Below are 13,086 nucleotides of genomic sequence, written 5' to 3'. Positions count from 1 at the left end.
GTTCCGCATGAACCGCCGACTGGACAATGACCGCACCATCCGCGCACCCCGCGGCAGCGAAATCAGCGCCAAGAGCTGGTTGACGGAAGCGCCCCTGCGCATGCTCATGAACAATCTCGATCCCGACGTTGCAGAACGTCCGAGCGAGCTCGTGGTCTATGGCGGCATCGGCCGCGCTGCGCGCGATTGGGAGAGCTTTGACCGGATCGTTGCTTCGCTGCGCGAGCTCGAAGATGACCAGACGCTGCTGGTCCAGTCCGGCAAGCCGGTCGGTGTGTTCCGCACCCATGCCGACGCGCCGCGTGTCCTGATCGCCAACTCCAACATCGTGCCGCACTGGGCGACGCTCGACCATTTCAACGAGCTCGATCGAAAGGGCCTGATGATGTACGGCCAGATGACGGCCGGTTCCTGGATCTATATCGGCAGCCAGGGCATTGTGCAGGGCACTTACGAAACCTTCGTTGAAGTTGGCCGCCGCCACTATGGCGGCAGCCTCGCCGGCAGATGGATTCTGACCGCGGGTCTCGGCGGCATGGGCGGCGCGCAGCCGTTGGCTGCGACCATGGCCGGGGCTTCGATGCTGGCGGTCGAATGCCAGCCGAGCCGCATCGAGATGCGTCTGCGCACCGGTTATCTCGATCGCCAGGCCGCGACGCTCGACGAGGCGCTTGCGGTCATGGCGGAGGCGACGAAGACGATGAAGGCCATCTCGGTCGGCCTGCTCGGCAACGCCGCGGAAATTTTTCCCGAGCTGGTCCGCCGTGGTGTCAGGCCCGACATCGTCACCGATCAGACCAGCGCGCACGATCCGATCAACGGCTATTTGCCGAAGGGCTGGACGCTTGCGGAGTGGGAGACTAAGCGCGCCGCCGACCCCAAGGCCGTGGAGCGCGCCTCAAAGACCTCGATGGTCGAGCACGTCCAGGCCATGCTGGATTTCCATGCGCAGGGCATTCCGACGCTCGACTACGGCAACAACATCCGCCAGATGGCGCAGGACATGGGCCTGAAGAACGCCTTCGATTTTCCCGGCTTCGTCCCCGCCTATATCCGTCCCTTGTTCTGCCGCGGCGTCGGGCCGTTCCGCTGGGCCGCGCTGTCGGGCGATCCCGAGGACATCTTCAAGACCGACGCCAAGGTCAAGGAGCTGATGCCTGACGACAAGCACCTGCACAATTGGCTCGACATGGCCAGGGAGCGCATCAAGTTCCAGGGCCTGCCGGCGCGGATCTGCTGGGTCGGGCTCGGCGATCGCGATCGCCTGGGCCTTGCCTTCAACGAGATGGTGGCGCGTGGCGAATTGAAGGCACCAATCGTGATCGGCCGCGACCATCTCGACAGCGGCTCGGTGGCGAGCCCCAACCGCGAAACCGAAGCGATGAAGGACGGTTCGGACGCTGTGTCCGACTGGCCCTTGCTCAACGCGCTGCTCAATTGCGCCAGCGGCGCGACCTGGGTGTCGCTGCATCACGGCGGCGGCGTCGGCATCGGCTATTCCCAGCATGGCGGCATGGTGATCGTCGCCGACGGTACGCCGGAAGCGGCGAAGCGCATCGCGCGCGTGCTCTGGAACGACCCTGCCAGCGGCGTCATGCGCCACGCTGACGCGGGTTACGAGACCGCGATCGAATGCGCCCGCGAGAAAGGGCTCGATCTGCCGAGCCTGGCGACGTAGCCAGGCTCAGTCGCGCGCCAGGAGCCTCGGCATCGTGGTCTTCGCACCGTCCATGAAGGTCTGGACGGCATCGCGAACGATCGCGTCGAGATCTGCCGGGATTGGCGTCGCGTAGATGAATTTGCGGATCGCGAGATAGAAAATGCGGCCGTGCAGGCCCCAGAACAGCTCGGTCTCGCGCTCGCCGAGCGGAAGTGTCTTTGCTTCGGGCAGTTTCAGGTCGTGGCGCAGTTCGCCGGCCGCCGGCTCGATGATCTCGCGCCTGATGATGTCGAGATAGCGGCCGGTGATGCCGAACGACTTCATGCCGGAGAAGACGAAGATCCGCACCCAATTGTATTCGAACACGCGTTCGACATAGTCGAGATAAAAGCGCGTCAGCCGGGCCTCGAGCGATAGCGAGCGGTCGCGGATCATCGGACCCCAATCGGGCGACCAGCGGCTGAGATAAACCTCTTGGTAGACACGCTCGATCAGCGCTTCCTTGCTCGGGAAGTGGCGGTAGATCGCCGAATGCGTGATTCCCAGGCGCTTGGCGAGCTCGCGCGTCTGCCCCTCGAAGCCGCGCTCGGCAAAGAATCGGATTGCCTCGTCCAGGATGGCGCGCTCGCGGTCGGCCGCACGCATGTTGCGGCGCTTTGGCGCGGACTTGCTGCCTGTCTCGGACCGCTTCCGGACCGGTCGCTTCGCCGTTTTCTGCGCTTTGCGGGCCATTTCGTCGCTGAATCGCACGTCCCGTCGTCTTCATAGCCCAACGCGCATTTGTAACCAAATGGTCATTTCCTGTTGACCGACTTCCGATGGCGTGTCAGGATTTTGAGACCAGATGGTTACAAATCTGGCGTCCCGGCTGATGAGCCGAGGAATCCGAGGAATCCGAGGAAACGGCGGTGAAGGCGAGGGCTTTCAGCTATTTTCGCGCTGCGACGATCGACCAGGCGTTGGATGCTCACGCGCGCGCCGGCGACGGTGCGTGTTTCATTGCCGGCGGCCAGAGCCTCGTGCCGGCGTTGTCGCTGCGGCTGCAGGCGCCGCGGCTGCTGATTGACATCACTCATATCTCCGAGCTGCGTGGCGTCAGGCGTGAGGGCGGATATTTGCGCATCGGTGCGTTGACGCGCCATTGCGAGATGCTGAGCGAGCCGCTGATCGCCGAATTCGCGCCGCTGTTGCATGCGGCTGCGCCCTTCGTCGCCCATCCCGCGATCCGCAACCGCGGCACGTTCGGCGGCAGTGTCGCGCAGGCCGACCCGGCTTCCGAATTTCCGGCGATGACGCTGGCGCTCGATGCCGAGATCGAGATTGTCGGCCCTTCGGGCAGCCGGCGCGTCAAGGCCGACGACTTCTTCGTCGACCTGTTCGAGACAGCTTTGCAGCCCGGTGAGCTGATCACCGCGGTCTTCGTCCCGCTGTTCAAGGCCGATCAGCGCTTTGCGTTTGACGAATTGGCCCGGCGGCGCGGGGACTATGCCCTGGTCGGTTGCGGCATGCTCGCAACCTGCACCGGCGAGCGCATCGATGACATAAGGATCTCGTTCTTTTCTGTCGGCAATACGCCGACGCGGGTGAAGGGAACGGAGGCTACGCTCATCGGCTCGAGCCTTGGCACCGAACGCATCGCCGCAGCGCAAGCTGCGCTAGAAGGTGATCTGACGCCACCGGATAGCGACGAGGTGCCGCCGGCGATGCGGCTGCATCTTGCCCGCGTATTGCTCGGACGCATGCTCGGACGTCTCGGAGCGGGCGGATGAGCGGCTTCGACCGATCCCTCCTGGATGATGCGGACGAGACCGTGCGCGTTCGCTTCACCGTCAACGGCCGCAAGGTGGCCTGTGAGGTCGCGCCGCGCGAGACGCTGGTCGATTGCCTGCGCAACGCGCTCGAGCTGACAGGCACGCATGCCGGCTGCGAGATGGGCGCCTGCGGCGCGTGTCTCGTCCAGCTCGACGGCCAAGCCGTGCACGCCTGTCTAATGTTCGCGGTGCAGGCTGACGGCGCCAGGATAGATACGATCGAAGGTCTCACGGAGAGCGGCGTGATCGCCGACCTCCAGGCCGAATTCCACCGCCGCAACGCTCTGCAATGCGGCTTTTGCACGCCGGGCATGCTGGTCAACGCCCACGAACTCCTCTCGCAGGTGACGCGGCCAAGCCGCAAGGACATTCGTGACGCGCTGTCGGGCAATTACTGCCGCTGCACCGGCTATGAAGCGATCGTAGATGCCATCGACGCGGTGGCAAAAGCCCGCAGCGAAAGCGGAGGCGTGACATGAGCGCGCCGCTGACCTCGCTGGATCGCCCGAATTCCTATATCGGCCGCTCCGTGCCGCGCCCGAACGCCAAGCGGCTGCTCGCCGGGCGCGGGCGCTATGTCAGCGATCTCAGGCTGCCGCGGATGCTGTATGCCGCGTTCCTGCGCAGCCCGCACGCGCATGCGAAGATCATCTCGATCGATGCCGGGCGGGCGAGCGCGCTCGAAGGCGTGCATCTCGTTGCGACCGGTGCCGATCTCGCCAAGATCTGCTCGCCCTGGACCGGCACGCTCGACCATTTCAAGGGGATGATCTCGGCACCGCAATTACCGCTGCCGCTCGACCGCGTGGTCTGGGCCGGGCAGGCGGTGGTTGCAGTCGTTGCCGAGAGCCGTGCGATCGCCGAGGATGCGCTGGAACTGATCGAGATCGACTACGAAGACCTTCCGATCGTCGCCGATATCGATAGCGCGCGTGAGGGCGGCGGGCCGCTGATCAATCCTGGCAGTGCCAACAATGTCTGCTTCCGCAGCCAGCTCGACAACGGCAGCGTCGACGACGCCTTTGCGCATGCGGCCCATGTGGTGGAGGAGGAGTTGTCCTTCGGCCGCCATACCGCGGTGACGCTGGAGCCGCGCGCCATCGTTTCCGATTACGATCCTTCGGCCGAGATGCTCACCGTGCATCACGCGACACAGACGCCGTATCAGTTCCAGGACCTCTATTCGCGCCACTTCGGCATTCCGGAGGCCCGCGTTCGCGTGATCGCGACCGACATCGGCGGCTCCTTCGGGATGAAGCTGCATGTCTATCATGAGGACATGGCCGTGGTCGGCCTCTCGATCCTGCTCGGCCGGCCCGTCAAATACGTCGCCGACCGCATCGAATCGTTCGTCTCCGACATCCATGCCCGCGACCACCGCGTCCGCGCCCGGATGGCGCTTGACGCCAAGGGCGAGATCCTTGCGATGGACGTGCTGGACCTGACCGCAATCGGGGCGTTTTCGACCTATCCGCGTACAAGCGTGGTGGAGGGCAACCAGGTCATCCGCCTGATCGGCGCGCCCTATCGCTTCAAGAACTACCACGCGACGCTCGAAGTGCTCTTCCAGAACAAGGTGCAGACCAGCCAGTATCGCGCGGTCGGCCATCCCATCGCCTGCGCCGTCACCGAGCGGCTGGTCGACATGGCTGCGGCGAAGCTCGGTCTCGATCCCTTCGCGATCCGAGCGCAGAATGTCATCGCCGATGATGCCTATCCGCAGACCTCGCCGACCGGCTACCGTTTCGAGGCGTTGTCGCATCAGGCCTGCCTGAAGCGGCTGCACGAGATGATGGATTATGACGGGCTGCGCGCCGAGCAGGCGGAGTTGCGCAAGGGCGGCATCTATCGCGGGATCGGCATCGCGGCCTTTGTCGAGATCACTAATCCAAGTCCCGCGTTCTATGGTGTTGGCGGAGCCCGTATCTCCTCGCAGGACGGTGCGATCATCAGCCTGACGCCATCAGGCGAAGTGCGCTGCCTGATCTCGGTCACGGAGCAGGGGCAAGGCACCGAGGCGATCATCAGCCAGATTGTGGCGGACCAGCTCGGCCTCGCGCAGGAGCACGTCAAGGTCATTACCGGTGATACCGAGGTGACGCCGCATGGCGGTGCGACCTGGGCCTGCCGCGGCGCTGGCATCGGCGGCGAGACTGCGCTCCAGGCCACGCGCGCGCTCAGGCGCAATATCCTGGAAATCGCCGCGCTCATCCTCCAGGAGCAGCAATCGGCACTCGACATCATCGATGGCGAGGTCGTCGATGCTGGCACGCGAAACCAGCGGATGCCGATTTCCGAGATCGCGCGCATTGCCTATTTCCGTTCCGATACGCTACCGCCGGGCACGCAGGCCCAGCTCACCGTGAGCCATCACTTCGCGCCACAGGGCTATCCGTTCGCCTTCACCAACGGCATCCAGGGCTGTTCGCTGGAGGTGGACGTCGAGACTGGCTTCATCAAGATGTTGAAGCATTTCATCGTCGAGGATTGTGGCCGGGTCATCAATCCGATGCTGGTAGACGAGCAGCTCCGCGGTGGCATCGTGCAGGGATTGGGCGCGGCGCTGTTCGAGGAGTGTCGCTACAGCGAGACCGGCCAGCTCGTGAACGGCTCGCTCGCCGACTACCTCGTCCCGATGCCGATGGAGATGCCTGACATCGTCATCGCTCACGTCGAGACACCGACCGCCGACACCGAGCTTGGCGCTAAGGGATGCGGTGAGGCGGGGACGGCGGCGGCGTCGGCCTGTGTGCTGAACGCCGTCAACGACGCGCTCACACCGTTCGATGCGACGATCAATTCGATCCCGATCACGCCTACAAAAATCCTGAAAGCCCTGAAGCGATTCTAGAAAAAGACAATTGGAGGAAATCATGCCCAAGTCCGCTTCCACCTCGAAAATATCCCGCCGCACCGCGCTCGCCGGTCTCTCGGCAAGCGCGGCACTGCTCGCCATGCCGCGGCTCGGGCGCGCTGCCGACGAAACGATCCGCATCGGCTTTCCGACCCCGCTGACCGGCCCGTTCGCTGCGGAGGCGCGCGACCAGGTCAAGTGCGCCGAGCTCGCGGTCAAGCTTGCCAACGACAAGGGCGGCATCGGCGGCCGCAAGGTCGAGCTGTTGGTGCGCGACGACAAGCTCAATGCCGGCGAGGCCGCGACCCGTACGCTGGAGCTGATCGAGAAGGACAAGGTTCACGCCGTGGTCGGCGCGCTCTCCAGCGCCGTGCAGCTCGCGGTCAACGAAGTCACCCGCGCCCGCGGCGTGATCTACGTTTCGATCAGCCAGTCCGACACCATCAACGAGGTCAAGGATTTCAGCAAATACACCTTCCACGAGGCGCTGAACCCGCACATGACGACCGCCGCCGTGGCACGGCAGACCCTGAAGAAGGGCATGAAAGTTGCCCATCTCGTCGCAGATTACGCGTACGGGCATGAGATGCTGCGCGGCTTCAAGCGCGCGCAGGCGGCGATCGGCGCGGATAGCGTCGGCGAGATACTGCATCCGTTTGGCGCTGCCGACTATTCCACCTTCATGCCGCGCCTGATGTCGCTGCGGCCCGACGTGCTCTGCATCTCCAATTTCGGCCGTGATCAGGCCAATGCGATCAAGCAAGCGGTGGACTTCGGCGTCAAGCAGCAGATGAAGATCGTCGTGCCGGTGATCCTGCACAACCAGCGGCTCGCGGTCGGCCCCGACGTGTTCGAGGGCGTGGTTGGCGGCGCCAACTATTACTGGGGCCTGGAGACGCAGAGCAAGTCCGCCGCCGCTTTCAACGCCGCCTTCAAGGCAGCCAATGGCGGCGCCATCCCGACCGACTACGGCGCCTACGGTTATGCCGGCGTCGGGTCGCTGCTGGCGGCCATGCAGACCGCGGGTGGCACCGATACCGACAAGGTGGTCGATGCGCTGGAGAAGCTGCAATACGACCTGACCAAGGGTCCGCAGCATTACCGCAAATGCGATCACCAATCGGTGCAGCCGGTGCTGGTGCTGGAGTCCAAGAAGAAGTCCGCCATGGCCAACGACAACGATCTGTTCGCCATTCTCGCCAACGACACTGGCTCCGACGACATGCTGCGCAGTTGCAGCGAGCTGGGCCACGCGACCTGAAGCCCGGGCAATGGACCTGTCGCTGATCATCATGCAGCTTCTTTCCGGGATCGCTCTTGGGGCGGTCCTGGTAATCACTGCGCTTGGACTGACGATCGTGTTCGGCATGCTCGGGGTGGTCAATTTCGCTCATGGCGCGCTGTTCATGATCGGGGCCTATGCGGGGCTGTATCTGGCGTCTCTCACCGGAAGCTTCTGGTGGGGATTGCTGCTGGCGCCCATCCTGATCGGCGCCTTTGGCATGCTGATCGAGTTCGTCCTGATCCGAAGGCTCTATGGGCGCTCGATCGACGATCCACTGCTCCTCACTTTCGGCCTCAGCTACATCCTGGTCGAGGGCGTCAGGATCGTGTTCGGCAGCGACGGCATCCCGTTTCCGACCCCGCCGCAGCTGATCGGTGTGCTCGATCTCGGCATCGGCTTCTTCCCGCGCTACCGCCTGTTCGTCATTGCGCTGGTGGCGGTGGTGCTCCTGGTGCTCTGGCTGACGCTGGAGAAGACGCGGATCGGCTTGATCGTGCGTGCGGGCGCCCGCGATCCCACCATCATGCAGGTGCTCGGTGTCGACATCGGCCGGGTCTGGCTCGCGATCTTCGGGCTAGGCGTCGGGCTGGCCGCGCTCGGCGGCGTGCTCGCGGGTCCTATGCGCAGCGTCAATCCGGAGATGGGATCGCTGGTGCTGGCGGAAGCCTTCGTGGTGACCGTGATCGGCGGTCTCGGGTCGATCGTCGGGGCTGTCGTCGCAGGCCTCATGGTCGGCATCTCGATCAGCCTGGTCGCGCTGTTCGCGCCGGAGATGGCGACCATCGTCATGTTCGCACTGATGGCCGTGGTGCTGCTGATCCGCCCGCAGGGCTTGTTCGGCATCAGAGGGAGGACCGCGTGACCTCACCATCGAGCGGCGAAGCGGTCGCCAAACTCTCGTCCGTCGGGCTCGGCCGGCTTCTCGACCAACGCGTGTTGCTCTCGATCGCGGTGCTGGCTGTGTTGCCTTGGCTGTTGCCGTCCCAGGCGCTGGCCGTCAACGTCCTGATCTACGGCGTCGTGGTGATGGGCTACAATCTGCTGTTCGGCTACACGGGGTTGTTGTCGTTCGGCCAAGCCGCGTTCTTCGGTGCGGGCGCCTATTTCACCGGCATTGCGATCGGCCGTTACGGCGTGCCCTGGTTCGCCGCGGTCCCGATCGCCGTCCTCCTCAGCACAGGCCTCGCCGCCGCGATCGGCATCGTCTCGACGCGCACGCGCGGCATCTATTTCTCCATGGTGACGCTTGCGCTGGCTCAGCTCGTTTATTACGTCGCGCTCCAGGCCTCGTCCTTCACCGGTGGCGAGAATGGCCTGCGCGGCTTTACCGTCGATCGCATCAGCCTGTTCGGCTTCCCCGTCAATTTCCTCGACCCCGTCAACAAATATTATGTGCTGATGGCCTTCGCCGCATTGGCGATGTGGTTCCAGTCGCGCATCCTGAACTCGCCCTTTGGGGCGGTGATCGAGGCCATCCGCGAGAACGAGCAGCGGGCGCGGGCCTGCGGCTATGACGTCGAGCGCAGCAAGCTGATCGTGTTCATGCTGTCAGGCGCGATCTCCTCGCTCGGTGGCTGCATGCTGGCGCTACATCTGTCGATCGTGCCGCTCGACATCCTGCACTACCAGACCTCGGGCATGATCGTGATGATGGTGCTGCTGGGCGGCGCGCGCAGCTTCTTCGGGCCGTTCGTTGGCGCGGCGGCGTTTCTGATTCTGGAGGACGTCATCTCGGTCTGGACCCCACACTGGCAGCTCTTCGTCGGCGCGATCTTCGTCCTGTTCGTGCTGTTCCTGCCCAAGGGCATCTGGGGCACGCTGCTCGACACATTGGGTGTCGGAAAGGCGCGGCCATGAGCGGCGAATTGCTTCGTGCCGAGGGAATAGGCAAGCACTTCGGCGGCTTCGTCGCGCTCGAAGGCATCACGGTGTCTTTTGCGGCCGGACAGCTCACCTCGATCATCGGGCCGAACGGCGCCGGCAAGAGCACGTTCTTCAACATCCTATCCGGCGCGCTGACACCGACGTCAGGCAAGCTGCATTTCAGAGGTCGCGAGCTGAACCGCCTTCCGCAGCATCGGTTCGTGCATCAGGGCATCTCGCGCTCTTATCAGATCACAAACATCTTCCCGGACCTGTCCGTGCACGAGAACGTCCGCGTGGCGGCGCAGGCGTTGACCGTGAGCTACGACATTTGGCGTAACCGCGCCCGACTAACAGAACTCAATGCCCGCGCCGATGCTGCGCTCGAGGCGGTCGGGCTGCTGGGCAGGCGCGCCGAACTGGCGAAATTCCTGGCGCATGGCCAGCAGCGCGCGCTGGAGATCGCGATTGCGTTGGTCTCGGAGCCGGAGTTGCTTCTGCTCGACGAGCCGACCGCCGGCATGGGGCCGGAGGAGACCAAGGACATGGTCGCGCTGCTCGAACGGCTCGCCGAGAAGCGCACCGTGCTTCTCGTCGAGCATAAGATGAAGATGGTGCTGGGCCTGTCCAAGCGCGTCGTGGTGCTGCATCACGGCCGCCTGCTTGCGGACGGCGCGCCCGATGAGATCAGGAGCAATCCGGAGGTCCGCCGGGTCTATCTCGGACAGAGTGAAGGCTATGGCTGAGACCGCACTGCTCGAAATTGAGGATCTCCACGCCTGGTATGACGCGAGCCACGTCCTTCACGGCATCTCCTTGCATGTGCAGCCCGGCGAGGTCGTTGCCCTTGTCGGCCGCAACGGGGCCGGGAAGACCACCACGCTGCGGTCGATGATGGGCCTGATGGCGAAGACGACGGGTCGCGTGCGCTTTGCGGGCCGGGAGCTTCTGCAGCTTCGCGCCCATCAGCGCTTCCATCTCGGCCTTGCTTACGTCCCCGAGGAGCGCCGCATCGTCCCCGGTCTCTCCGTGCGCGAGAACCTTCGTCTCGGCCTCGTCGCGGCAGGAAGCGACATCGATGAGCGCGTCGCGATCGACGAGATCGCCGAGACCTTTCCGCGCCTGAAGGAGCGCCTCGATCAGGAGGGTGTCACGCTGTCAGGCGGCGAGCAGCAGATGCTGGCGATTGCACGCGCCTTGATCGCAAAGCCCAAGATGCTTCTGCTCGACGAGCCGTCGGAGGGCATCATGCCTGTCCTGGTCGAGGAGATGGGCGTGCTGTTCCGTCGCCTGCGCGACGAGGGCAAGACGCTGCTCCTGGTCGAGCAGAACGTCGAATGGGCGCTGCGGCTCGCTGACCGTGCCGTGATCATCGATCAGGGTGAAGTCGTGCATCAAAGCAGCGCCGCGGCGCTGCTGGCGGACAAGGACATCCAGGAGCGCTACTGCGCGGTCTGACTTTAGGCCACGACCCTGGATACGGCGCCGCCAAGGCGCTGGCGTTCCTTGGCGAGATACTCGTCGATGGCGTCGCCATGCATGGGCTTGGCGAAGTAGTAGCCTTGGATGAAGTCGCATCCCAGCCGGCGCAGGGTGTCGAGCTGAGCGCGGGTCTCGACACCCTCGGCGACGCAGGCGATCTCCATGTCGTCACAGAGGCCCGTGAGGGACTTGATGATCTTGTGGCTCACTGGATTGTCGTTGACGTCGGCGATGAAGCTGCGGTCGATCTTGATTTTGTCGAGCGGCAGCCAGTGCACGTGGCTCAGCGAGGAGTAGCCGGTGCCGAAATCGTCCAGCGAAATGCCGCAGCCCATCGCCTTCAATGCCGCGATCGACTGTTGTGCGCGTACGAAATCGAAGGTGACGGCGGTCTCGGTGATCTCGAAGTCGATCCGGTGTGGCGGCAGCCCGCTCTTCTCGATGATCGTAATCAGCGGCAGGACGCCCTCGGGCGAGCAGACGTCGTGGGCGGACAGGTTGAACGACAGGCGGATGTGATCGGGCCAGGTCCTGGCCGTCGCGAGCGCGCGCACCAGGAGCGCCTGCGTCAGCGGCCGGATCAGGCCGATGCGCTCGGCGGCCGGAATGAAATCGGCCGGCGAAACCAGGCCGAGGCGGGAGCTGTGCCAGCGCGCCAGGACCTCGAAGCCGGCGGTATGCTCGCTCATGGCGTCCACGATCGGCTGGTACACCAGGTTTATCTCGGTGCTGAAATCGGCAGTGCGCAGCAAATTCTCGATGACGCCGCGGCTGCGGATCTCGGCCTCGAGCTCGCTCGAGAAGATCACGATGCGGCCGCGCAGATGGCGCTTGGCGTGATAAAGCGAATAGTCGGCGCATTCATAGAGCGCTTCTGCCGTCGTTGCCGATTGCGGGAACAGCGCGAAACCGATCGAACAGGACAGCCCGGTATGGGCGGTGTCGAGCTGGTAGGGCAGCTTGACCTGGTCACCAACGCGTTCGCCGAGCCGCATCAGATCCGCATCGTCAGGGTCGCCGCACACGACGAGGCCGAACTCGTCGCCGCCGAGCCTGGCGAATTCCACCCGCTGCGGGCCGAAGCCCTCGCAGACCTCGCGGATGCGCCGGCCCGCCTCGATCAAAACGCGGTCGCCAACCGAATGGCCGTAATTGTCGTTGATCGGCTTGAAGCCATCGAGGTCGATGATCCCGACCGCGACGCGAACGTTTCTGCGCTCGGCATCGGTGAACGCGCTCGACAGCTCGGCGAAGAAGCGGCGGCGGTTAGGTAGTTCGGTCAGGGAATCGAGGTTGGCGAGGCGGAAGTTCTCGTCCGATAGGGCTTGGGTGGCCGCTTGCTGCGCCAGCAGCGATTTGCGGCTCGCGACGAGATCGGCGAAGTCGCGATAATAGATGAACAGCACCGTCACCATCGCACCGGTGACCAGCAGATTGTTGACGGCCATCGCCTCCAGCGTCGGTTCGCCCGTGGCGAAGTAGAACAGCACGTAGGGCACGTCGACGACCAGCGTCACGATCAGTGCTGCCGAGCGCAGATGCATCAGCGAGAAGATGCAGCCGATCACGGTTACCGCCATGTAGAAGGCAACCTGACTCTTGGCGAAAGCGTCGCCGTAGGGATACAGGGCAAACGACCAGAGAGTAAAACCCGCCGCGATCGGCGCTGCAATCCAATTGGTGAGGCGCAGGTTGCGCAGGATGTCGGCATCGTTGCGGACGACACCGCGCTGGCGCAGCCACCAGAATGTGCGAAAGCCTGTCACCGCGATCAACACGGCCGGCACGATCATACTGAGCGAGGCCGGTGCCAGCGGCACATAGGTATAGGCCACCGCGATCGTGTTTGTGATCAGGATGAAATAGAGCAGCGGGATCTGTTTCGAGAAGGCGTCGAATTGCGCGCGCATCAGCTCCGGATTGTCGGCCGGCACCCGAAACAGCTCTGCAACGGCAGCTAGATGTGACTTCAAATTGGTGATAGGCATTGCAATATCAGCCCTGAATTTCCTCAAAACGCGGGCGATCTTGCACTGCGGGGGTAAAGGGGGCGTTAGATTGGGGTCCTCGCGAGAGGTTCGACGCGCCGCGGACCTTCTCGATCCGCGCACCGGTGAGGCCGCGTTAACGA

Annotated in this window: 11 protein-coding genes; 9 read left to right on the top strand and 2 right to left on the bottom strand. The window is 64.2% G+C overall.

All coding sequences use genetic code 11. The annotated features are described in order from the left end of the window. The first annotated feature begins 7 nt into the window (after positions 1-7). Positions 8-1,678 carry a urocanate hydratase gene (gene hutU / locus IVB45_RS26925; RefSeq protein WP_247359069.1) on the top strand — a complete coding sequence of 557 codons (1,671 nt, stop codon included), beginning with the start codon at positions 8-10 and terminating at the stop codon, positions 1,676-1,678. A gap of 6 nt (positions 1,679-1,684) precedes the next feature. Here hutU and IVB45_RS26920 read toward each other — a convergent pair whose 3' ends face one another. Continuing rightward, entirely contained in the window at positions 1,685-2,305 is a 621-nt protein-coding gene (locus IVB45_RS26920) for a TetR/AcrR family transcriptional regulator (protein ID WP_027566508.1), read from the bottom strand. 263 nt (positions 2,306-2,568) lie between these two features. Here IVB45_RS26920 and IVB45_RS26915 point away from each other — a divergent pair, with 263 nt between their 5' ends. Genes IVB45_RS26915 through IVB45_RS26880 form a run of 8 tightly spaced genes read left to right on the top strand, consistent with a single transcriptional unit; the run spans position 2,569 to position 10,931 of the window. Beyond that, positions 2,569-3,429 (top strand): xanthine dehydrogenase family protein subunit M, encoded by an 861-nt coding sequence (locus tag IVB45_RS26915; RefSeq protein WP_247359071.1) that lies wholly within the window; start codon positions 2,569-2,571, stop codon positions 3,427-3,429. Next, a complete protein-coding gene (locus IVB45_RS26910; RefSeq protein WP_247359073.1) occupies positions 3,426-3,950 on the top strand; it encodes a (2Fe-2S)-binding protein in 525 nt (174 codons plus the stop codon). Before IVB45_RS26915 ends, IVB45_RS26910 begins: the two co-directional genes overlap by 4 nt. Beyond that, complete coding sequence (locus IVB45_RS26905) at positions 3,947-6,322, top strand: xanthine dehydrogenase family protein molybdopterin-binding subunit (RefSeq protein ID WP_247359075.1); 2,376 nt, start codon at positions 3,947-3,949, stop codon at positions 6,320-6,322. The genes IVB45_RS26910 and IVB45_RS26905 overlap by 4 nt, the downstream gene beginning before the upstream one ends. A gap of 22 nt (positions 6,323-6,344) precedes the next feature. After that, positions 6,345-7,586, top strand: coding sequence for an ABC transporter substrate-binding protein (locus IVB45_RS26900; protein ID WP_027566512.1), 1,242 nt, complete (start codon positions 6,345-6,347; stop codon positions 7,584-7,586). A gap of 10 nt (positions 7,587-7,596) precedes the next feature. Then, positions 7,597-8,472: a branched-chain amino acid ABC transporter permease gene (locus IVB45_RS26895; RefSeq protein WP_027519401.1), complete on the top strand. Its 876-nt coding sequence runs from the start codon at positions 7,597-7,599 to the stop codon at positions 8,470-8,472. Beyond that, a complete protein-coding gene (locus IVB45_RS26890; protein ID WP_247359077.1) occupies positions 8,469-9,467 on the top strand; it encodes a branched-chain amino acid ABC transporter permease in 999 nt (332 codons plus the stop codon). Before IVB45_RS26895 ends, IVB45_RS26890 begins: the two co-directional genes overlap by 4 nt. After that, on the top strand, positions 9,464-10,219 hold the full coding sequence (locus IVB45_RS26885; protein ID WP_247359079.1) for an ABC transporter ATP-binding protein: 756 nt from the start codon (positions 9,464-9,466) through the stop codon (positions 10,217-10,219). The genes IVB45_RS26890 and IVB45_RS26885 overlap by 4 nt, the downstream gene beginning before the upstream one ends. Beyond that, on the top strand, positions 10,212-10,931 hold the full coding sequence (locus IVB45_RS26880) for an ABC transporter ATP-binding protein (protein ID WP_247359081.1): 720 nt from the start codon (positions 10,212-10,214) through the stop codon (positions 10,929-10,931). The genes IVB45_RS26885 and IVB45_RS26880 overlap by 8 nt, the downstream gene beginning before the upstream one ends. Positions 10,932-10,933: 2 nt before the next feature. Here IVB45_RS26880 and IVB45_RS26875 read toward each other — a convergent pair whose 3' ends face one another. Next, positions 10,934-12,943 carry an EAL domain-containing protein gene (locus IVB45_RS26875; RefSeq protein WP_247359083.1) on the bottom strand — a complete coding sequence of 670 codons (2,010 nt, stop codon included), beginning with the start codon at positions 12,941-12,943 and terminating at the stop codon, positions 10,934-10,936. Positions 12,944-13,086 lie beyond the last annotated feature (143 nt).

The sequence above is a fragment of the Bradyrhizobium sp. 4 genome (genome assembly GCF_023100905.1).
Lineage (GTDB): Bacteria > Pseudomonadota > Alphaproteobacteria > Rhizobiales > Xanthobacteraceae > Bradyrhizobium.
The sequence above is the reverse complement of the archived record's forward strand: the minus strand, read 5'-3'. Positions and strand labels throughout refer to the sequence as shown.

What these genes read in the sequence shown, in the direction of transcription:
- hutU (WP_247359069.1), top strand. Translation starts at nt 8, where the DNA reads ATGAACCGCCGACTGGACAATGACCGCACCATCCGCGCACCCCGCGGC.
- IVB45_RS26875 (WP_247359083.1), bottom strand. Translation starts at nt 12,943, where the DNA reads ATGCCTATCACCAATTTGAAGTCACATCTAGCTGCCGTTGCAGAGCTG.
- IVB45_RS26880 (WP_247359081.1), top strand. Translation starts at nt 10,212, where the DNA reads ATGGCTGAGACCGCACTGCTCGAAATTGAGGATCTCCACGCCTGGTAT.
- IVB45_RS26910 (WP_247359073.1), top strand. Translation starts at nt 3,426, where the DNA reads ATGAGCGGCTTCGACCGATCCCTCCTGGATGATGCGGACGAGACCGTG.
- IVB45_RS26895 (WP_027519401.1), top strand. Translation starts at nt 7,597, where the DNA reads ATGGACCTGTCGCTGATCATCATGCAGCTTCTTTCCGGGATCGCTCTT.
- IVB45_RS26900 (WP_027566512.1), top strand. Translation starts at nt 6,345, where the DNA reads ATGCCCAAGTCCGCTTCCACCTCGAAAATATCCCGCCGCACCGCGCTC.
- IVB45_RS26885 (WP_247359079.1), top strand. Translation starts at nt 9,464, where the DNA reads ATGAGCGGCGAATTGCTTCGTGCCGAGGGAATAGGCAAGCACTTCGGC.
- IVB45_RS26920 (WP_027566508.1), bottom strand. Translation starts at nt 2,305, where the DNA reads ATGCGTGCGGCCGACCGCGAGCGCGCCATCCTGGACGAGGCAATCCGA.
- IVB45_RS26905 (WP_247359075.1), top strand. Translation starts at nt 3,947, where the DNA reads ATGAGCGCGCCGCTGACCTCGCTGGATCGCCCGAATTCCTATATCGGC.